Origin of the sequence: Curtobacterium phoenicis, from assembly GCF_047238015.1 — a bacterium.
GTDB lineage: Bacteria > Actinomycetota > Actinomycetes > Actinomycetales > Microbacteriaceae > Curtobacterium.
Map to the genome: position 1 here is coordinate 1,091,980 of NZ_JBDFLZ010000002.1, position 20,559 is coordinate 1,112,538.

18 protein-coding genes are annotated in these 20,559 nt (G+C 72.5%); 14 read left to right on the plus strand and 4 right to left on the minus strand.

Annotated features, from left to right (window positions below; genetic code table 11):
• The 3 genes from ABC270_RS05470 to ABC270_RS05480 all read left to right on the plus strand — a co-directional run bounded on the left by ABC270_RS05470 (position 1) and on the right by ABC270_RS05480 (position 4,447).
• Entirely contained in the window at positions 1–1,017 is a 1,017-nt protein-coding gene (locus ABC270_RS05470; RefSeq protein WP_412879853.1) for a carbohydrate ABC transporter permease, read from the plus strand.
• The gene (locus tag ABC270_RS05475) at positions 1,014–1,889 is read left to right on the plus strand and encodes a carbohydrate ABC transporter permease (RefSeq protein WP_058726899.1); all 876 of its coding nucleotides are present in this window, start codon (positions 1,014–1,016) and stop codon (positions 1,887–1,889) included. The genes ABC270_RS05470 and ABC270_RS05475 overlap by 4 nt, the downstream gene beginning before the upstream one ends.
• 224 nt (positions 1,890–2,113) lie before the next feature.
• Positions 2,114–4,447 carry a beta-xylosidase/alpha-l-arabinosidase gene (locus ABC270_RS05480; RefSeq protein ID WP_412882040.1) on the plus strand — a complete coding sequence of 778 codons (2,334 nt, stop codon included), beginning with the start codon at positions 2,114–2,116 and terminating at the stop codon, positions 4,445–4,447.
• 95 nt (positions 4,448–4,542) lie between these two features.
• Here ABC270_RS05480 and ABC270_RS05485 read toward each other — a convergent pair whose 3' ends face one another.
• Both ABC270_RS05485 and ABC270_RS05490 read right to left on the minus strand, forming a co-directional pair.
• Positions 4,543–5,502 carry an AraC family transcriptional regulator gene (locus ABC270_RS05485; protein WP_412879854.1) on the minus strand — a complete coding sequence of 320 codons (960 nt, stop codon included), beginning with the start codon at positions 5,500–5,502 and terminating at the stop codon, positions 4,543–4,545.
• Between the two features lie 112 nt (positions 5,503–5,614).
• Positions 5,615–7,516 (minus strand): ABC transporter ATP-binding protein, encoded by a 1,902-nt coding sequence (locus tag ABC270_RS05490; protein WP_412879855.1) that lies wholly within the window; start codon positions 7,514–7,516, stop codon positions 5,615–5,617.
• Positions 7,517–7,772: 256 nt separating this feature from the next.
• Between ABC270_RS05490 and ABC270_RS05495 the strand changes: the two genes are divergently transcribed.
• From ABC270_RS05495 to ABC270_RS05510, 4 genes are read left to right on the plus strand one after another with little or no spacing between them, the layout of a single operon-like run.
• The gene (locus tag ABC270_RS05495) at positions 7,773–7,982 is read left to right on the plus strand and encodes a hypothetical protein (RefSeq protein WP_412879856.1); all 210 of its coding nucleotides are present in this window, start codon (positions 7,773–7,775) and stop codon (positions 7,980–7,982) included.
• 5 nt (positions 7,983–7,987) lie between these two features.
• A complete protein-coding gene (locus tag ABC270_RS05500) occupies positions 7,988–8,149 on the plus strand; it encodes a hypothetical protein (RefSeq protein ID WP_412879857.1) in 162 nt (53 codons plus the stop codon).
• A 12-nt stretch (positions 8,150–8,161) separates the two neighbouring features.
• The gene (locus ABC270_RS05505) at positions 8,162–8,758 is read left to right on the plus strand and encodes a TetR/AcrR family transcriptional regulator (RefSeq protein ID WP_412879858.1); all 597 of its coding nucleotides are present in this window, start codon (positions 8,162–8,164) and stop codon (positions 8,756–8,758) included.
• A gap of 16 nt (positions 8,759–8,774) precedes the next feature.
• Positions 8,775–9,566, plus strand: coding sequence for a sulfite exporter TauE/SafE family protein (locus tag ABC270_RS05510; protein ID WP_412879859.1), 792 nt, complete (start codon positions 8,775–8,777; stop codon positions 9,564–9,566).
• Between the two features lie 54 nt (positions 9,567–9,620).
• Here ABC270_RS05510 and ABC270_RS05515 read toward each other — a convergent pair whose 3' ends face one another.
• Both ABC270_RS05515 and xylA read right to left on the minus strand, forming a co-directional pair.
• On the minus strand, positions 9,621–11,114 hold the full coding sequence (locus ABC270_RS05515; protein WP_412879860.1) for an FGGY family carbohydrate kinase: 1,494 nt from the start codon (positions 11,112–11,114) through the stop codon (positions 9,621–9,623).
• The gene (gene xylA, locus ABC270_RS05520) at positions 11,107–12,300 is read right to left on the minus strand and encodes a xylose isomerase (protein ID WP_412879861.1); all 1,194 of its coding nucleotides are present in this window, start codon (positions 12,298–12,300) and stop codon (positions 11,107–11,109) included. The genes ABC270_RS05515 and xylA overlap by 8 nt, the downstream gene beginning before the upstream one ends.
• A 96-nt stretch (positions 12,301–12,396) precedes the next feature.
• Between xylA and ABC270_RS05525 the strand changes: the two genes are divergently transcribed.
• The 7 genes from ABC270_RS05525 (at position 12,397) to ABC270_RS05555 (ending at position 20,522) form a co-directional block, all read left to right on the plus strand.
• Complete coding sequence (locus ABC270_RS05525) at positions 12,397–13,590, plus strand: Gfo/Idh/MocA family protein (RefSeq protein ID WP_412879862.1); 1,194 nt, start codon at positions 12,397–12,399, stop codon at positions 13,588–13,590.
• 51 nt (positions 13,591–13,641) lie between these two features.
• Positions 13,642–14,289: a ThuA domain-containing protein gene (locus ABC270_RS05530; RefSeq protein WP_412882041.1), complete on the plus strand. Its 648-nt coding sequence runs from the start codon at positions 13,642–13,644 to the stop codon at positions 14,287–14,289.
• On the plus strand, positions 14,274–15,371 hold the full coding sequence (locus tag ABC270_RS05535; protein ID WP_412879863.1) for a Gfo/Idh/MocA family protein: 1,098 nt from the start codon (positions 14,274–14,276) through the stop codon (positions 15,369–15,371). The genes ABC270_RS05530 and ABC270_RS05535 overlap by 16 nt, the downstream gene beginning before the upstream one ends.
• 31 nt (positions 15,372–15,402) lie before the next feature.
• Positions 15,403–16,488 carry a sugar phosphate isomerase/epimerase family protein gene (locus tag ABC270_RS05540; protein WP_412879864.1) on the plus strand — a complete coding sequence of 362 codons (1,086 nt, stop codon included), beginning with the start codon at positions 15,403–15,405 and terminating at the stop codon, positions 16,486–16,488.
• Between the two features lie 181 nt (positions 16,489–16,669).
• The gene (locus tag ABC270_RS05545; RefSeq protein ID WP_412879865.1) at positions 16,670–18,016 is read left to right on the plus strand and encodes an ROK family transcriptional regulator; all 1,347 of its coding nucleotides are present in this window, start codon (positions 16,670–16,672) and stop codon (positions 18,014–18,016) included.
• Positions 18,013–19,056 (plus strand): NAD(P)-dependent alcohol dehydrogenase, encoded by a 1,044-nt coding sequence (locus ABC270_RS05550; protein WP_412879866.1) that lies wholly within the window; start codon positions 18,013–18,015, stop codon positions 19,054–19,056. Before ABC270_RS05545 ends, ABC270_RS05550 begins: the two co-directional genes overlap by 4 nt.
• Positions 19,057–19,082: 26 nt before the next feature.
• Positions 19,083–20,522 (plus strand): glycosyltransferase family 39 protein, encoded by a 1,440-nt coding sequence (locus ABC270_RS05555; RefSeq protein ID WP_412879867.1) that lies wholly within the window; start codon positions 19,083–19,085, stop codon positions 20,520–20,522.
• Positions 20,523–20,559 lie beyond the last annotated feature (37 nt).

The following is a 20,559-nucleotide window of genomic DNA, read 5'->3' on the forward strand; positions in this document are numbered from 1 at the left end:
ATGACCACCTCCGTCGCACCGCGCTCGAACGAGGCGCGGTCCGGGACGGGGCGTCGCACGGGCGGGGCCGACGGTACGCCGTCGGCCCCGGCCCGCCGGGTCCGCAAGGGCACCGACGTCCGAACCCGGGTCGAGATCGCCGTCCTCGCGGGCCCCGCGGTCATCATGTTCGTCGGGTTCGTCATCCTGCCCGTCGTGCTCGCCGCCTACTACGGCTTCTACAAGTGGCAGGGCTACGGTGCCCCCGTCGACTTCGTGGGGCTGCAGAACTACAAGGTCATCTTCACCGACCCGGACTTCCGGGCCGTGCTCTGGCACAACCTCTTCATCGTCGTCGGCTCGCTCCTCGTGCAGGGACCGATCGCGATCATCCTCGCGCTGCTGCTCAACCAGCGCATCCGCGGCCGCGGACTCATCCGCGTGCTGATCTTCCTGCCCTACGTCATCTCCGAGGTCATCGTCGGCACCGGGTGGAGCCTCATGCTCCAGTCGAGCGGCGCGGTGAACGACCTGCTGCAGTCGCTCGGCCTCGGGTTCCTGCGCAACGACTGGCTCTCGAACCCGGACATCGCGATCTGGACCCTGCTCGGGATCATCTCGTGGAAGTACATCGGCTTCGCGGTGATCCTGTTCCTCGCCGGGCTGCAGAGCATCCCGGAGGAGCTGTTCGAGGCCGCCCAGCTCGACGGTGCGAGCTACTGGCAGATCCAGCGGCGCATCACCCTGCCGCTCCTGGGCCCGACGCTGCGCATCTGGGCGTTCCTGTCGATCATCGGGTCGCTCCAGCTGTTCGACCTCGTCTACATCATCTGGGGCCAGTACATCGCCTCGACCGCCGGCACCTCGACGATGGCGACCTACATGGTCGGCAACGGGCGCCTCTCCGGCAACTACGGGTACGGCAACGCCGTCGCCGTGGTCATCTTCCTCATCTCGCTGGTCGTCGCCCTCGTCTACCAGCGGTTCGTCCTGCGCCGCGACACCGCCGGCGCCCTGACCGAGAAGGGCGACCGATGACCGCCACCGCCTCCATCGTCGCGCCGAAGCGGCGGCCGCACGACAGCCGTCCCGTCAAGCGCGAGCGCAACCTCGGCACGTACTTCATCGCGCTGCTGTTCATCGCCGTGTGCGTCGGCCCGGTCGCGTACATCGTGCTGGGCGGGTTCCGCACGAACTCGCAGATCACCGCGAGCCCCGCCGGCCTGCCGAACCCGTGGCAGATCGGCAACTACGTCAACGTCCTGACGAGCGGGGTGTTCTGGCAGCAGCTCGGCAACTCGGTGATCGCGGGCGTCACGACGACCGTCGGCGTCGTGGTGCTCGGGCTGATGGTGAGCTTCGTCCTCGCCCGGTACCGGTTCCGCGGTCGCGAGGCGCTCTACTCGCTCTTCGCCGCCGGCCTCATGTTCCCGATCACGGTCGCGATCACGCCGCTCTACATCCTCGTGAAGGACCTCGGCCTCACGAACAACCTCGCCGGGGTGATCCTGCCCCAGATCGCGTTCGCACTGCCGACGACGGTCATCATCCTCGTGCCGTTCCTCCGGGCGATCCCCGACGAGCTCGAGGAGGCCGCCGCCATCGACGGCGCGAGCCGGATCGGGTTCTTCTTCCGCATGGTCGTCCCGCTGTCCCTGCCGGGCGTCGTGACGGTCGGCATCCTCGCCTTCATCGGCAGCTGGAACAGCTACCTCCTGCCGCTGTTCATCCTCAACGACGCGTCGACCTACACCCTGCCCCTCGGGGTCCAGGCGTTCGCGTCGCAGTACTCGGTCGACACGGCGCGGGTGCTCGCGTTCACCTCGCTCTCGATGATCCCGGCGCTGGTGTTCTTCGCGATCTTCCAGAAGCGCATCGTCGGCGGCCTCACCGGGGCGGTGAAGGGGTGAGCACGCTCGGCCCGACGACAGCAACGACGGACGGCGCTGGGGCGACGGACGGCGCGGCGGCGACGGACGGTCTGGAGGCGCGACCCGCGTCGACGACGCCCGTCGCCACGGCCGACGGTGACGGACCGGAGGGACGCGGCGGGCCCGCACCGCGCCTCCGGTCCGAACCGACCGACCTGACCGACGCGGCCGGGCCGGACCGCGCGACCGCCCTGCTCGCCGCGATGACGCTCGAGGAGAAGACGGCGCAGCTCGTCGGCTACTGGCTCGACCAGAACGGCGTCGTCGCGCCCATGCAGGGCGAGATGGCCGCCGCACAGGACGGCACCACGCTCGCGGAGATCACGCGGCACGGGATCGGCCAGTTCACCCGCGTCTACGGCACCCGTCCCGTCGAACCGGACGAGCGCGCGGCGTGGCTGTGGGCGGAGCAGCGTCGCCTCAAGCGCGAGACCCGTCTCGGGATCCCCGCCCTCGTGCACGAGGAGTGCCTGACCGGTCTCGCCGCGTGGAAGGCCGCGACCTTCCCGACCCCGCTCGCGTGGGGTGCGGCGTTCGACCCCGAGCTCGTCGAGCAGGTCGGGACGGCGATCGGGGAGTCGATGCGCGAGCTCGGCGTGCACCAGGGCCTCGCTCCCGTCCTCGACGTCGTCCGGGACCCGCGCTGGGGGCGGGTCGACGAGTGCATCGGCGAGGACCCCTACCTCGTCGGCACGGTCGGCACGGCCTACGTGCGTGGCCTGCAGGCCGCCGGGGTCGACGCGACCCTGAAGCACTTCCTCGGGTACTCGGCGTCGCAGGCGGGACGGAACCACGCGCCCGTGCACGCCGGACCGCGCGAGGTCGCGGACGTGTCGCTGCCGCCGTTCGAGATGGCGCTGCGAGACGGCGGCGCCCGGTCGGTCATGAACTCCTACGCCGAGGTCGACGGGGTGCCGGTCGCCTCGGACCCGGCGCTCCTCACCGACCTGCTGCGGGACCGGCTCGGCTTCGACGGCACCGTCGTCGCCGACTACTTCTCGGTCGCGTTCCTCGAGGTCATGCACGGCGTCGCGGCCGACCGCGGTGAGGCCGCGGCGCTCGCCCTGGCGGCCGGGATCGACGTCGAGCTGCCGACCGGGGACGCGTACCTCGGGCCGCTCGTGGACCGCGTCCGGTCCGGCGCGGTGGACGAGGCGCTCGTCGACCGCGCGGTGCTCCGGGTCCTCCGGCAGAAGGAGCGGCTCGGCCTGCTCGACCCCGACGCGTTCGAGGACGACGCCCCGACCGGCATCGACCTGGACACGCCGCGGCACCGTTCGCTGGCCCGGACGCTCGCGGCGCGGTCGCTCGTCCTGCTCGCGAACGAACGCGTGGGGGCGGCACCCGTCCTCCCGCTCCCCGCAGGCGCCTCGGTGGCGGTCATCGGCCCGAACGCCGACCGAGCCGCGGCCCTGCAGGGCTGCTACTCCTTCGCGAACCACGTGCTCGCCGCCCACCCGGACCTGCCCCTCGGGTTCGCGATCCCCACCGTGCGCGAGGCCCTCGCCGACACGCTCGGCTCCGCAGCCGTGCGGTTCGCCACGGGCTGCTCGGTCACGGGCGAGGACCGCTCGGGCATCGCGGACGCGGTCGCCGTGGCACGGGCCTCGGACGTGGCGGTCGTCGTGGTCGGTGACCAGGCCGGACTCTTCGGGCGTGGCACGGTCGGGGAGGGCAACGACACCGAGTCGCTCGACCTGCCCGGCGTGCAGCGCGAGCTCGTCGAGGCCGTGGTCGCCACCGGCACGCCGACCGTCATGGTGCTCCTGACCGGCCGACCGTACGCGATCGGGTGGGCGCTCGACGGAGGAGGACCTCGACCGGCCGCGGTCGTCCAGGCGTTCTTCCCCGGCGAGGCGGGCGGCACCGCGATCGCCAACCTGCTGACGGGGGCGACCTCCCCGTCCGGCCGGCTGCCGGTCACCCTGCCCCGATCCGCCGGAGCGCAGCCGTACACGTACCTGCATCCGAAGCTCGGCGGGCCGTCCGACGTCACCGCGGCGGACTCGACGCCCGTGCGGCCCTTCGGCTTCGGCCTCGGGTACACGACCTTCGCGTACGAGGACCTCGTCGTCGACCAGTCCGTCCCGACCTCGGGTGCGTTCTGCGTCCGGGTGACCGTCCGCAACACCGGCGACCGCGACGGCGAGGAGGTCGTGCAGCTGTACGGCCACGACGTCACCGCGTCGGTCACCCGACCGCTCGTGCAGCTGCTCGGCTACACCCGCGTCGCCGTGCCCGCCGGGGGAACGGTGCAGGTGCGGTTCGACGTGCCGGTGCAGCGGTTCGGCTTCACCGACCGCGCGATGCGACGGGTCGTCGAGCCGGGGGACGTCGAGGTGTGGGTCGCGTCGCACGCCGGGGCGTCCCGACCGGGAGGCACGGTCCAAGCCGACGGGATCGTCGCGGTCGGTCGCGGGGCGGGGCCGGCTCCCGTGCCCGGGTCGGCGACGGACCGCGCGGTGGTGCGCGTCACCGGACCGGTGCGCGAGGTGCTGCCGACCGACCGGCGGGTGGTGACCGCGGCGGCGGGCTGAGCTGCGGCTGCTCGCATCCGCACGACCGGAGGCACCCTGGACCACGCTGCCTCGTGGTCCGGGGTGCCGCCGGTTGCACAGCGGTGCGGAACGCGTCAGGCGACGCGGCGGAGCGTCTCGCGCGGGTACTCGCCGTGCTGCTGCAGGTACGAGGCCGAGAACCGCCCGGCGTGCCCGAACCCCCAGTGCTTCGCGACGTCGGCGATGCTCGTGGTCGCCGGGTCACCGCGGAGCAGTTCGTCCCGGACGCGGTCGAGGCGCACCCGGCGGATGTAGGCGTTCGGCGAGCAGTCGAACGTCCGCTGGAACGCGTGCTGCAGCGCCCGGAGGCTCAGCGACGCCACCCGTGCGAGGTCGGTGCTCGTGATCGGCAGGTGGCAGTGCTCGTGGACGTACTCGACCGCTCGACGCACGTGCGCGTTGCGGGGGAGCAGCAGCTCGTCCGGCAGTGTCGCCGACACCACGGGGTAGAGCTCCAGCAGCGCCAGCGCACCGAGCCGACCCATCTCCGCCTGCAGCAGCGGCGAGGCCTTGCCGTCGAGCACCGTGTGCGAGATGAGCTGCACCGCGTTCCGCCACACCTGCAGTGCCCGGTCGTCGGGACGCACCCGGTGGTCGAGCTGCAGCGAGTCCGGGTCCGATCCCCGCTCGCCGGCGACCTCGCGGAGCGCCGAGTGGTTCACCTGGACGAGTCGCTGGTCGTAGTCGCGGTAGTCGAACGCCGCACCGTCGTGTGGCCAGAGCTGCGGTCGGTTCGCCTCCATGACGATCGGTTCCTCGCCCGGCGGCGTGATCGTCGCACGTCCGCGGGTCGTCCACTGCACGATGTGGTCGTCGGACCGGGACATCGTGCCGGACAGGTGACCGTCGAACCGGATCGTGCGGATCGTCATCGCTGCGTCGCCGACGGCCCGGAACCGGAAGCCGAACGGCTCGTCCGTCCGCTCCGCCCGCCACTCGCTGCCGGCGTACTCCTCCGCGAGGAGGTCGCGCGCGACGTCGAGGTCGTCGCTCTGGGAATCGACCTGGACTCGGGTGGGGGTGGGGTTGGTCATGGGGGTACCGGTGCAGCCTGCCCGTCCGCCCGGGTTCTGTCCGCGGAGCGCCGAAACCGGCCAGTCGACTGCGCACCCCAGTCCGGGGGCCCCTGGGCTCGTGGACCGCCGCTCAGACCCCGCGCAACGCCGGCTCGTCGGGCGCTACGTCCTTCTGCACCGCGAACTGGGTCCGGTGCAGCTCCTCGTAGCGGCCGCCCACGGCCAGCAGCTCCTCGTGCGTCCCGCGCTCCACGATCGTGCCGTCCTCGACGACGAGGATCTGGTCGGCGCTCCGGATCGTCGAGAGCCGGTGCGCGATCACGAGCGCCGTCCGGGCCTCGAGCGCCTCGCCGAGCGCCGCCTGCACGGCTGCCTCGGACGTCGAGTCGAGCGCGGCCGTCGCCTCGTCGAGGATCACGACCCGGGGCTGTGCGAGGAGGAGCCGTGCGATGGTCATCCGCTGGCGTTCGCCGCCGGACAACCGGTACCCGCGCTCGCCGACCATCGTGTCGAGCTGGTCCGGGAGGGACCGGACGAGCGGTTCCAGACGTGCGCGACGGACCGCGTCCCAGACCTCGTCGTCGGTCGCCTCCGGTCGGGCGAGACGCAGGTTCGACCCGATCGTCTCGTGGAAGAGGTGGCCGTCCTGGGTGACCATGCCCATGGTCGAGCGCAGCGAGGCGAACGAGACGTCGCGGACGTCGGTCCCCGCGAGCCGGACCGCTCCGCTGTCGACGTCGTACAGGCGCGAGAGCAGCTGCGCGATGGTGGACTTCCCGGCGCCCGACGTCCCGACGAGGGCGACGGTCTGCCCGGGCTCGATCCGGAACGAGACGCCGTGCAGCACCTCGTCCCCGCCGCGGGTGTCGAGCGTCGAGACCTCTTCCAGGGAGGCGAGGGAGACCTTGTCGGCGGACGGGTACGCGAACCGCACGTCGTCGAACTCCACCGCGACCGGACCGTCGGGCACGGTGACCGCGTCGGGCTTCTCCTGGATGAGCGGCACGATGTCGAGCACCTCGAAGACGCGTTCGAAGCTCACCACGGCGCTCATGATCTCGACCCGCGCGTTCGCGAGGCTCGTCAACGGCACGTAGAGTCGCGTGAGCAGGAGCGCCAGCGTCACGACGTCACCCGTGTTCAGCTGCCCGCCGAGCGCCAGCGCACCGCCGAGGCCGTACACGAGCGCGAGGGCGAGGGCGGCGACGAGCGTCAGTGCCGTGACGAACACGAACTGGAGCATCGCCGTGCGGACCCCGATGTCCCGGACGCGTGCGGCGCGGACCCGGAACTCCTCGGACTCCTCGTCCGGTCGGCCGAACAGCTTGACGAGGGTGGCACCCGGTGCCGAGAACCGCTCCGTCATCTGGGTGCTCATCGCGGAGTTGTGGTCGGCGGCTTCACGACGGAGCGCGGCCAGACGGGTGCCCATCCGGCGTGCCGGGACGAGGAAGAGCGGCAGCATGACGACCGCGATGACCGTCACGAGCCACGAGGTGCTGAGCATGACCACGAGGGTGAGGACGAGCGCCACCAGGTTCGTGACGACGCCGGACAGCGTGCCGCTGAACGCCTGCTGCGCGCCGATGACGTCGTTGTTGAGCCGACTGACGAGTGCGCCGGTCCGTGTCCGGGTGAAGAACGCGATCGGCATCTTCTGGACGTGGTCGAACACGGCCGTGCGGAGGTCGAGGATCACGCCCTCGCCGATGCGCGCCGAGTACCAGCGGGTCAGCAGCGATGCTCCCGCGTCGGCCACGGCGACGAGCGCGATGACGACGGCGAGCCGGACGATCGTGCCGACCTCGCCACGAGCAGCGATGACGTCGACCACCTGTCCGGCGAGGACCGGTGTCGCGACCGCGAGGAACGCCCCCACGACGGACAGGGCGATGAAGACGACGAGCTTCCACCGGTACGGCACCGCGAAGGTCATGATGCGTCGCAGCGAGGCACGGGAGAGCCCGTGCTTCCCGTCCTTCGCGGTGGAGATCTTGTAGAGCGAGCTCCAGGCCGCGCCTTCCATGCTCATGGTCGTTCCTCCCTCGGCCGACGCTCCGTGCGGGCAGCACCGGGTCCGGGCAAGGATACGGCCCGGCACCGACGCCGTCGGGTCCTGCGCGGCTGCTGATGTCCACGGAACGGCACCGCAGCCCGCCCGGACATCCACCTTTCGACGACGTCGCCCGCACCGCGTGCGTGACGATCGATGCATTCGTACCGTCATGGTCGAGAGAGCCCCCGGAACCGCCGGGGCACCGTACCGAGGAAGACCCGAGGAACCCGACGTGACCACGATCACCGACACCGACCTGCTGGTCGGCCCGAAGAACGCACACCTGTCCGTGTCCGTCTCCGGACGTCACCACCGGAGCCCGTTCAGCGAGGTCCGCGCGGCCCGCCGCCAGCGCGCGCTCGCCGTGGTCGCGGTGTGCACCGGGATCGTGTCGGTGTCGGTCGCGGCGTCGGCCGCCGTCGTCCTCGGACTGGGAGCGTGAACCGCATGGCTGCACCGTCGCTCGAGGAACTGCGCCGTGACCCACGCGAGTGGCACCGCCGTGGTCTGACGCACCCCGCAGTGCTGCGTGCCATGGTGGTGGCACGGGTGAACGGCCACGACGGTCCCGTGCAGGAGCCGTCGTACGCCGACTTCTTCGCCGGCTGACCCGAAGGAATGATGACCTCCCCGACCCTGACCCCCGCGCGGAGCACCACCGAGGTGCAGCACGCCGTGATCGACGCCGCCGATGCCCTGTTCTCCGAGCACGGCGTCGTGCCGGTGTCGACCGCGGACGTCGCCCGACGTGCCGGCCTCGAACCCGCCGTCGTGGTCGCCGCCTACCCGACGGAGCACGACCTCGTCGTCGCCGTGCTCCAGCGGTGGCACGCGACGTGGACCGCCGCCCTCGAGCGGATCGCCGACGAGTCCGAGGACCCGCGTGACGAGGTCCTCGCGGTGTTCGACCACCTCGAACGGTGCTTCGCCGCGGAGGACTGGCACGGGTGTGCGTTCATCAACCTCCACGCCGAGATCGGCCGCCAGGACCCCGAGGTCGCCGAACTCGCGCGAGCGCACGTGCGCCAGGTCGAGCAGCACCTGACGCAGGTCTGCTCGCGTGCCGGGCTCCCCGCACACGTGGCGCAGACGATCGTGCTGCTGGTCGAGGGAGCACGGGTCGACTCGGCCGTGCAGCGGTCTCCGCAGGCGGCCCGGACCGCACGACTCGGTGCCGCGATGCTCATGGCCGTCTACGGGACCGAGCAGTCCGCCTGACCGGACGCTCGCTGACGTGTCAGCATGGAGCGTGCTGACGGTCGCGGTCCTCGTCGTCGCCGGTGTGGTGGCGGGCGTCATCGGCACGGCCGGCGGCATCACGTCGCTCGTGGCGTACCCGGCGCTCCTGGCGGTCGGCATCCCGCCGTTCGCCGCGAACGTCACGAACTCGGTGGCGCTCCTCGGCAGCGGCGCGAGCTCCGCCTTCCGTGCCCGGTCGCAGCTCCGGGACCACCCCACCACGGTCCGACGATGGCTCCCGCTCACCGTCGCTGCGTCGCTCGCCGGTGCGGTGCTCCTCGTCGTCACCCCGGCGCACCTGTTCGACCGGATCGTCCCGTTCCTGGTGCTCGCGGGCGGCGCACTGCTCCTGCTCCAGCCGGTGCTCGATCGACGACGACGAGGACCGTCCGCCCCGACCGGAGCGACAGCGCCGACCGGGACGGGAGCGGCCGCGTCGAGCATCGCCGGGGTCGGTCTCTACAACGGGTACTTCGGCGCGGGGTCCGGCGTGCTGATGATCGCCGTGCTGCTCCTCACGGGCGAGCCGAGCCTGCCCCGTGCGAACGCGGTGAAGAACGTGCTCCTGCTCGCGGCCGACCTCCTGCCGGCCGTGGTGTTCGCCGTGTCCGGGCACGTGGTGTGGTCGGCGGCGCTGGCGCTCGGCGCGGGCGCGGTCGTCGGTGGACTGATCGGTCCGACGGTCGCCGCACGGGTGCCGCACGGCGTCCTGCGGGTCGCCATCGCGTGCTGCTCGGTCGCGCTCGCCGCGTACCTCGTCGTCACGGTGGACTGGACGGGCCCCTGACGGCACCCGCCCCGCTGCGGCGGACCGGAGCGGGGCGGGTGTGGACGCGGAACGTCAGGCAGCAGCCGATCGGTAGCGCTCGAGGACTTCGGGGTGCGGGTCCGCCGGGATCGTCGTGGTGGCGACGCTCCACGACGGCAGGGCACCGGTCAGCACCCACGCGGCCTGCCGAGCGGCACCGGCGGCGACGTACTCCCCGGGCTCCGGCAGCTCGACGTCGCGCCCGAACACCTGTGCGGCGACGGCCCGGACGGCCTCGTTCCTCGCGGCGCCGCCGATGAGCAGCAGCCGGGAGACCTCGACACCCGTGCCCTCGACGGCAGCCAGGCCGTCGGCGAGGGCGCAGAGCATCCCCTCGACGGCGGCGCGGGCGAGGTGCGCCCGGTCCGTCGTCCCCGGCGTCATGCCCAGGAGCGAAGCGGTCGCGTCCGGACGGTTCGGGGTGCGCTCGCCGACGAAGTACGGCACCAGGACGAGGCCGTCGGCACCGGCGGGCGCCTGCAGCGCCAGCTCGCCGAGGGCGTCGTGGTCGACGCCGAGGAGACCGCCGACCACCTCGAGCACGCGCGCCGCGTTGAGCGTCGTGACGATCGGGAGGCGCGACCCGGTCCCGTCGGCGAAGCCCGCCACGGTCCCGCTCGGGTCCGTCACCTCGGTGTCGGTGACCCCGAAGACGGTGCCGCTCGTGCCGAGGGACACGGCGACGTCACCCGGGCCCAGCCCGAGGCCGAGCGCTGCCCCGGCGTTGTCGCCCAGTCCCGCGCCGACGACGAGACCCGCCCGAGCGACCGAGCCGCCCGGCAGCTCGACGTCGCCCGCGAGCGACCCCATCGCCTCGTCCGGCGCGACCACCCGCGGCACCACGACCGCGTCCGCAGCCGTGCCCGGTGCACCGCCGGCGACGCGCAGGCCACGACCGAGCGCGGCCTCGAACAGCTCGGTGTCGTACTCGCGACGCACCGGGTCCCAGTACGCCGTGCCGCTGGCGTCCGAGCCGTCGGTCGCGAGCGCGTCGAGGTCGGGCCCGAGCGGGCTCTCGTCCGACGGGCCGTGGCCGCGCAGCCGCCACGACAGCCAGTCGTGGGGGAGCGCGACGGCGGCGACGCGCGCCGCGTTCGCCGGCTCCGCCTCGCGGAGCCACCGCAGCTTCGTGCCGGTGAACGATGCCACCGGGACCAGGCCCGTGCGGGCGACCCATGCCTCCCGGCCGAGCTCCTCGACCATCCGCGCCGCCGCGTCCGCGCTGCGCACGTCGTTCCACAGGAGCGCGTCGCGCACCACGCGACCGTCGGCGTCGAGCGCGACCATGCCGTGCTGCTGCCCCGCGACCGCGACGGCGGCGACGTCGTCGAACCCGCCGGCGTCCGCGATCGCGGCGCCGAGCGCGTCCCACCAGTGGCGGGGGTCGACGGACGTGCCGTCCGGGTGGGCCGCTCGGCCCTCCCGGACGACCGCGCCGGTGGCGGCGTCACGGATGGTGACCTTGCAGGACTGGGTCGACGAGTCGACCCCGGCGACGAGACGGCGCTCGCCGACGCCGTCAGCCACGAGCGCCCATGAGGTGCTCGATCGCCAGCTGCTGCAGGCGCACGAAGCCGAAGCCCTTGCCGCCGAAGTACGCGTCGGCGTCGAAGTCCTCGAAGGCGGAGCGGTCGGCGAGGAAGTCGTCGTACGACTCGCCGGCGTCCAGCGTCGGGGTGCTCAGCTCGTCGACCTTGGCGGCGGCGAGGGCCTCCTGCACCTCCGGGTCGGCACGGAAGGCCTGTGCGCGCTCCTTGAGGAGGAGGTACATGCGCATGTTCGCCTTCGCCGAGTCCCACACGCCCGTGATGTCCTCGGTGCGCGACGGCTTGTAGTCGAAGTGGCGGGGACCGTCGTAGGCCTGGCCACCCTGGGGAGCGCCGTGCTCGAGCAGGTCGACGAGCGAGAACGCGTTCTGCAGGTCGCCGTGGCCGAACACGAGGTCCTGGTCGTACTTGATGCCGCGCTGCCCGTTGAGGTCGATGTGGAAGAGCTTGCCCTGGTACAGCGCCTGGGCGATGCCCGCGGTGAAGTTCAGCCCCGCCATCTGCTCGTGGCCGACCTCGGGGTTGATGCCGAACAGTTCCGGACGCTCGAGCGTCTCGGTGAAGGCGATCGCGTGGCCGAGGGTGGGCAGGAGGATGTCGCCGCGGGGCTCGTTCGGCTTCGGCTCGATCGCGAAGCGGATGTCGTAGCCCTTGTCGGTGACGTACTGCGCGAGCAGGTTGACGGCTTCGCGGTAGCGCTCGAGCGCCGCCTGCACGTCCTTCGCGGAGTCGTACTCGGAGCCCTCGCGGCCGCCCCACATCACGAACGTCTTCGCGCCGAGCTCGGCGGCGAGGTCGATGTTGCGGAGCACCTTGCGGAGCGCGAACCGGCGGACCTGACGGTCGTTCGAGGTGAAGCCGCCGTCCTTGAACACGGGCGCCGAGAACAGGTTCGTCGTGACCATCGGCACGATGATCCCGGTCGACTCGAGGGCACCCTTGAGTCGGTCGATCTGGGTCTGGCGCTCGGCATCGGTCGAGCCGAAGGCGAACAGGTCGTCGTCGTGGAAGGTCAGGCCGTAGGCGCCGATCTCGTCGAGCTTCTCGACCGCCTCGACCACGTCGAGCGCGGGACGGGTCGGGCCGCCGAAGGGGTCGGAGCCGTTGTAGCCGATGGTCCAGAGACCGAAGGAGAACTTGTCTTCGCGGGTGGGCGTCGTTGCCATGGTGGATCACCGTTCGTCGTCGAAACAAAATGTTGCCGCGCCCAACATAAGCGGTAGTGTTGACTCTGGCAAGCGTGATCGCAAAGGAGCGAACGAATGGCATCGGACCGACAGGCGCAGGATCGACTGCGTGTGGCGATGGTGGGCCACGGCTTCATGGGAGCCGCCCACTCGCAGGGGTGGCGGACCGCCCCCAGGTTCTTCGACCTCGGGGTCGAACCGGAGATGGCGGTGATCGTCGGCCGTGATCCGGAGCGGACCGAGGCGGCCCGACGGCAGTACGGCTGGCAGGCGGCGTCGACCGACTGGCGTGCGGCCGTCACGGACCCCGACGTCGACGTGGTCGACATCTGCTCGCCCGGCTCCTCGCACGTCGAGGTGGCGATCGCCGCGCTCGAGGCCGGCAAGCACGTGCTCTGCGAGAAGCCCCTCGCCAACTCCGTCGCCGAGGCCGAGGCGATGACCGCGGCCGCCGCCGCTGCGCGGACGTCGGGCGTCCGCTCGATGGTCGGCTTCAGCTACCGTCGGGTGCCCGCCATCGCGTTCGCGAAGCAGCTGGTGGCGGCCGGGAGGCTCGGCACCGTCCGCCAGGTCCGCGCGCTCTACCTGCAGGACTGGTTGGCGGATCCCGACGGCCCGATGACCTGGCGACTCGACAAGTCGCTCGCGGGCTCCGGCTCCCTCGGTGACATCGGGGCGCACGCGATCGACCTCGTCGAGCACGTCACGGGGGCGTCCCTCGCGACGGTCTCCGGCACGCTCGAGACCTTCGTGACGGAACGTCCGCTCATGGCCGAGGGCGTCGGGCTGTCCGGTACCGCCTCGGAGGAGCGCGGGCAGGTCACGGTCGACGACGCCGCGTTCTTCACGGCCCGGCTCGCGGGCGGCGCGGCGGACGGCGCGATCGGCACGTTCGAGGCCACGCGGTACGCGACCGGCCGGAAGAACGGCCTCACCCTGGAGATCAGCGGGTCCGCAGGAGCGATCCAGTTCGACCTCGAGTCGATGAACGAGCTGCGGTTCTACGACGCCACCGCCCCGGCAGGTGAGCAGGGCTTCCAGCGGATCATCGTGACCGAGCCCGAGCACCCCTACATGGCAGCGTGGTGGCCGACCGGGCACCTCATCGGCTACGAACACACCTTCAGCCACGAGGTGAAGGACTTCGTGCAGGCGATCGTCGCGGGCGAGGACCCGTCCCCGTCGTTCGAGGAGGGGCTGCACGTGCAGCAGGTCCTCGACGCGGTCGAGCGCAGCGCGGCCGACGGCAGCGCCTGGACGGTGATCTGAGTGGCGGACACCAGGAAGGCCCTCGTCGTCCGCGGCGGATGGGACGGCCACATGCCCGTCGAGACCACGGACCTCTTCATCCCGTTCCTGCGGGACAACGGCTTCGACGTGCAGGTGTCCGAGTCGACCGCGGTCTACGCCGACGACGCCGTGATGGCGGACGTCGACCTCATCGTGCAGATCGTCACGATGTCGACGATCACCGACGACGAGTTCGCCGGCCTCCAGAAGGCCGTCCTCGGTGGTGCGGGCCTCGCCGGGTGGCACGGCGGGATCGCGGACGCGTTCCGGAACACCGCCGACTACCTCCACATGATCGGTGGGCAGTTCGCGCACCACGCGGGCAAGCACCCGTCCGAGCGCACCGGCGAGCAGTCGGACAACTACATCCCGTACACGGTGCACATCACCGAGGCCGGGCACGAGCACCCGATCACGCAGGGCATCGAGGACTTCGACCTCGTGACCGAGCAGTACTGGGTGCTCTCGGACGAGTACAACGACGTCCTGGCGACGACCACGCAGGAGGCCCGGGACTTCGACGCCTGGAACCGACCGGTCACGGCGCCCGCGATCTGGACCCGGCAGTGGGGGCAGGGGCGCGTGTTCGTCTCGGCACCGGGTCACCGGCTCGAGGTCGTCGAGTCGCAGCCGCTCCGCACGATCATCGAGAGGGGACTCCTGTGGGCAGCCCGATGAGGGTCGGTGTCGTCGGGGTCGGCGTCATCAGCCAGCAGTACTTCGAGCACTTCCCGGCACTGGCCGGGCTCGAGCTCACCGCGGTCGCGGACATCGACGTCGCCCGCGCGCAGTCGGTGGGCGAGACGCAGGGCGTCCGAGGGTCCTCGGTCGACGACCTGCTCGCCGCCGACGACGTCGACGTCGTGCTCAACCTGACGATCCCGGCCGCGCACGCCGAGGTCGCCACGCGTGCGCTCGAGGCCGGCAAGCACGTGTACGGCGAGAAGCCGCTCGCCATGTCCACCGCCGAGGCGCAGCCCGTGCTCGACCTCGCCCGTCGCTCGGGTCTGCGGGTCGGCAGCGCGCCCGACACCGTGCTCGGCACCGGCATCCAGACCGCTCGAGCCGCGCTCGACGACGGACTCATCGGCACGCCGGTCGGTGCCGCCGTGTCGTGGTCGGCACCGGGCCACGAGCTCTGGCACCCGGCGCCGGCGTTCTACTACCAGCCCGGTGGCGGTCCGCTGCTCGACATGGGGCCGTACTACCTGACGAGCCTCGTGCAGTTCTTCGGCCCGGTCGCCCGCGTGAGCGGCGCGTCCACCCGGTCCGACCGTGAACGCACCATCGCGACCGGACCCGCCGCCGGGACACCGCTCCGGGTCGACATCGACACGCACGTGGTGGCCGTGCTCGAGCACGCGAACGGCGTCGTCTCGACGGTCACGGTGTCGTTCGAGGTCTGGGCGACCCGGGCGCCGCTGTTCGAGGTGTACGGCACGTCCGGCACGCTCGGCGTCCCGGACCCGAACCGCTTCTCGGACCCGGTGTCGATCGCGACCGCCGACGACCGCGAGTGGCGCGAGCTGCCGGTGACCGCCGGGTACGCCGACGCCGGGCGGGGCTACGGCCTCGCCGACATGGCGCACGCGATCGACAGCGACCGGCCGCACCGGGCGAGCGGCGACCTCGCGTTCCACGTGCTCGAGGTGATGGAGGCCGTCGCGACCGCCGCCCGCGAGCACACCGTGGTCGAGGTGCGGTCGCACGTCGACCGGCCCGAGACCGTACCGGCCGGGGCCACCCCCGGGTCCTGGTGACCCACAGCACACGCGAGGAAGGACGACGACGATGACGACGACGGACGGACCGGCGACGACCGAGGGGACCGACGCGACGGACGGGACGGGCGCGGCGGACGCGACCCGCGCCTCCCGGCCGGTCACCCTGTTCACCGGACAGTGGGCCGACCTGCCCTTCGAGGAGGTGGCGCGCCTCGCCGGGGAGTGGGGCTACGACGGCCTCGAGATCGCCTGCTGGGGCGACCACCTCGACGTGCGGCGCGCCGCGACCGACCCGGACTACGTGGCGGACCGCAAGGCGGTCCTCGAGCGCAACGGCCTGCAGGTCTGGACGATCGCGAACCACCTCGTCGGCCAGGCCGTGTGCGACGACCCGATCGACCAGCGGCACCAGGACATCGTCCCGGAGCACGTGTGGGGCGACGGCGACCCCGAGGGCGTCCGCCAGCGGGCCGCCGAGGAACTCCAGTGGACCGCGCGTGCGGCCGCCGCTCTCGGCGTGCGGACGGTCACCGGGTTCTCGGGCTCGTCGATCTGGAAGACCGTCGCCGGGTTCCCGCCCGTGCCGCCGGGTATGGTCGACGCCGGCTACCAGGACTTCCACGACCGCTGGTCACCCATCCTCGACGTGTTCGAGGAGGTCGGCGTCCGCTTCGCGCTCGAGGTGCACCCGTCCGAGATCGCGTACGACTACTGGACCGCTCGACGGACGTTGGACGTGTTCGCGGACCGCCCGGCGTTCGGGTTCAACTTCGACCCGTCGCACTTCGTCTGGCAGGACCTCGATCCCGCTGCCTTCCTGCTCGACTTCGCCGACCGGGTCTACCACGTGCACTGCAAGGAGTCGGTCAAGCAGCTCGACGGGCGGAACGGGCGGCTGTCCTCGCACCTGCCGTGGGGCGACCCCCGGCGCGGCTGGGACTTCGTCACCGCCGGCCACGGGGACGTGCCCTGGGAGCGGGTGTTCCGCGTGCTGAACCACATCGGGTACGACGGCCCGACCAGTGTCGAGTGGGAGGACGCGGGCATGGACCGGCTCGTCGGCGGCCCCGAGGCGCTCGCGTTCGTGCGGAAGCTCGGCACGATCGCCCCGCCGGACGCCGCGTTCGACGCCGCGTTCTCGCGCTCGCGCTAGCCGCGTTCGCGTTCGCCGCGCCGCGTTCGCCGCGCCGCGGTCGCCGCGCCTCGCCGCGCCGCGCCGCGCGCGGGCCGAGACTCGGCCAGGCGGACAGTTTCGCGATCCCGCGACCGCGAAACTGTCCGCAGTGCCGAGACTCGGCCGACACGACCACCCACCACGACCGAAGGAGGACCGCTTGCCACCGCAGACCACGCCCGGCAACGCCGCACGTGTCCTCCGGCTCGTGCACGAGGAGGGGCCGATCAGCCGCGCCGAGGTCACCCGCCGCACGGGACTGAACCGCTCGACGACCCTCACGCTCGTCGGTGAGCTCGTCGACCTCGGACTCGTGCACGAGGAGGCTCCGCCCGCCGGGGTCCGCGGCACCGGGGTCGGTCGACCGAGTCCGGTGGTCCGGGCATCGGCGGACGTCGTGGCCGCGGCGGCCGTGGTGGAGATCGACGCCGTGACGGTCGCACTCGTAGGCCTCGACGGGTCCGTCCGGCACCACCGCGCCGCCCCGCAGGTCCGCCCGCCGACCGGGCCGGAGGCGGTCGACACGATCGCGGCGCTGCTCCGTGCGCTGACGGCGGACGCGGGCGAGCGGGCGCGCGACGCGGGCGACCGCGCGGGCGGCTCGGGCGACACGGTCGAGCGCTCGGCCGCGGTCCGCGTCGTCGGTGTCGGCGTCGCCGTCCCGGGCACCGTCCGGGTCGAGGACGGCACCGTCCAGTACGCCCCGCACCTCGGCTGGCGCGACGAACCCGTCGCCGGACCCCTCGCCGCACGCACCGGCCTCCCCGTCGCCGTCGCGAACGACGCCAACCTCGGCGCCTGGGCCGAACGGCTCGCCGGGAGCGGCCGCGGCGTCGACGACCTCGTCTACCTCAACGGTGGCGCGAGCGGCATCGGTGGCGGGGTCATCGCCGCGGCCCGGCCCCTGAGCGGCGCCGACGGGTACGCCGGCGAGCTCGGCCACACCTTCGTGGCGGCGAACGGCATCCGCTGCCACTGCGGCGCCGTCGGGTGCCTCGAGACCGAGGCCTCGCGCGAGGCCCTGACGACCGCGGCCGGCACAGCGCCTGACGACCTCCGCGCCCTCGCCCGGGCGCTCGCCGAGGGACGACCGGCGCTCGAAGCCGTCGTGGACCGCCAGGTGTCCGCGCTCGCGACCGCCCTGCGCAACGCGATCCACACCGTCAACCCCGAGGTCGTCGTGCTCGGCGGGTTCCTCGGAGTGCTCCTGACGCACGTGGGCGACCGGATCCTCGAGGCCGTCCGGGCGCAGTCGATGCCCGGCACGGCCGATCGGCTCCGCATCGTCCCGGCGGCCCTCGGCGACGACGTCCTGACGCGGGGGGCGGCCGAGGTCGGCTTCCGGGACCTCCTGCGTGACCCGGCCGCGGTCGCGCGGACGACCCCGGCCGCCGGGCTAGTCCCGGCCCCCGGGACCAACCCGGCCGCCGGGACGCGCCCGGCCCCCAGCACGCACGATCCCCAGACCGACCGCGACGCAGCGGTCGAGGAAGCGAGACCCGCATGACCAGGCAGCTCCCGGAGCAGCAGCGCACGAGCGTGCTCCTCGGCACCCAGGACCTCACCGTCGAGGAGCGACCCGTCCCGACACCCCAGCCCGGCGACGTGCTCGTCCGTGTGGCGGCGGTCGGCGTCTGCGGCTCCGACGTCCACTACTACCGGCACGGACGGATCGGCGACTTCGTCGTCGAGGAGCCGCTCGTCCTCGGTCACGAGCTGTCCGGCACGATCGTCGCCGTCGGTGAGGGCGTCGAGGCGTCCCGCGTGGGCGAGCGCGTCGCCGTCGAGCCGCAGCGGCCGTGCCACCGGTGTGCGCAGTGCCTCGCCGGCCGGTACAACCTCTGCCCGCACATGCGCTTCTACGCGACGCCGCCCGTGGACGGCGCGTTCACCGAGTACGTCACGATCGAGTCGGTGTTCGCGCACACCCTGCCCGACGCGGTCTCGTTCGAGGCCGGTGCGCTCCTCGAGCCCCTGTCGGTCGGGATCGCCGCTGCGCGCAAGGCCGGCATCGTCCCCGGGTCGTCCGTGCTCATCGCGGGCGCCGGTCCGATCGGTGTGATCTGCGCCCAGGTCGCGCGGGCCTTCGGCGCGACGCGGATCGTCGTGAGCGACCTCGTCGCCGAGCGTCGGGAGCGGGCGCTGTCCTTCGGCGCGACCGAGGTGGTCGACCCGGCGACGGTCGACGTCACCGCCGACATCGTGCCGGTCGACGCCTTCATCGACGCGAGCGGTGCGCCCCGCGCGGTCTCCGACGGCATCAGGGCGGTCGGACCCGCCGGTGCCGCGGTCCTCGTCGGGCTCGGCAACTCGGAGATGACGCTGCCGGTCGAGCACATCCAGAACCTCGAGGTCACGGTCACCGGGATCTTCCGGTACACGAACACCTGGCCGGTCGCGATCGGCTTGGTCGCGTCCGGGCAGGTCGACCTCGACTCGCTCGTCACGGGGCGCTACGGGCTCGACGACGTCCGCGAGGCCCTCGAGAGCGACACCGACCCGGCATCGCTCAAGTCGATCGTGCACCCGGGCGGCGTGCCCGCGTGAGCACTGCGCTCGAGTAGGTTCGTCGGGTGCCGACCCGAGTACTGTCCCTCGCCCACGACGTCCGCATCCGTGTCGGCGCCCTCGTCGTCATCGGCACGTGGGCACTCTTCCAGTGCCTCTGGAACCTCGGCGGGCCCAACGTCACGGGCGACGAGGACATCTACGTCCGAGCGGGGTGGCAGTACGTCCACGGCGACTTCACGAACAACCGTGAGCACCCGCCGACCGCGAAGTACCTCTTCGGCCTCGCACAGTTCGTCGCCGGACAGGGACCGATCGGACCGCGGGTCCTCGTCGGGCTGCTGACCCTCGCGGTCGGCGTGGTCGTGTTCCTCTGGATCCGCCGTGAGGTCGGGTGGTGGGGTGGCCTCCTCGCGGCGGCACTGTGGTGGCTGACCCCGCGCGGCGGAGCCGGGCCGCGCGTCGACCGTCTGGCGCTCCTCGACCCGGTGATGACGGCGTTCGCGGTGTTCGCGATCGTCGCCGCGTGGTGGTGGATCCGCAGTGAGCGGGCCTGGTGGCTGGCCCCGGTGTCCGGGGTGCTCATGGCCCTCTCGGTCACCTCGAAGGTGTCGACGGTGGTCCTGCTGCCCGCGTTCCTGCTGCTGCCGTTCCTGTTCCGCGCCGCGCGGAGGGGCATCGTCGGCGGGGCGCTCTGGGCCGCGGCGTTCGCGGTCACGTTCGTCGCGCTGTACCTGCCGATGGGCATCCGGTCCGCGATCACGTACATGATCACGTTCCAGGAGGGCCAGAACACCAACGGGCACCCCATCACGATCGACGGGAAGATCTACACCTTCGCACCGTGGTGGGCGAGCCTGCAGTTCATGGCGAACGGCACCGGGGAGGCCCTGCTCCTCGTCGTCGCGGTCGGGGTCGTCGCCGCCCTGGTCGTCCGGTCCGACCGGCTCGTGGCGTACGTCGGCGTCGCGTTCCTGCTCGTCGCCGGGTTCTACGTCGTCGTCGCCAAGATCGCGCTGCCGACGTACTACACGGCGTGGATGCCCTTCCTGCTCGTGCTCGCCGCGATCGGTCTCGCGCGCCTCGCGACCGTCCCGCCGCGGTGGCTCACGGTGCCCGTGGTCCTCGTGCTCGTCGTCGCACTCGTGGTGCCGTCGGTCCGGCTCAGCGAGGCCGTGGTCCGCGCGCACCCGACCGGCATCGCCCGGCTGCCCGGGTACCTCGGACGCGAGGGCGTACCGGACGGGCCGATCCTCTTCGCGGCCGCGACGCCGACGCTCTTCCGCCCCTACGTCGGGGACCTCGGCTCCAACCGTCTCGACCGCGGGCCGTACGTCGCGATCGTGGTCGGCGACGACCAGCGGCTGCCCGTACCCGGAGCCGTGACGCAGCTCCTCCGCGCAGACCGTTCGGCCTTCACGACGACGTCGCTCGACGGACTCCAGGTGTACGTGCCGAAGCACGGCCGCGTCCGGGAGTCCGGTGGGTCGCTCACCGTCGGCTGAGACGGTCCTCGCGGACCGTGCGCGCGTCCGGTGGGTC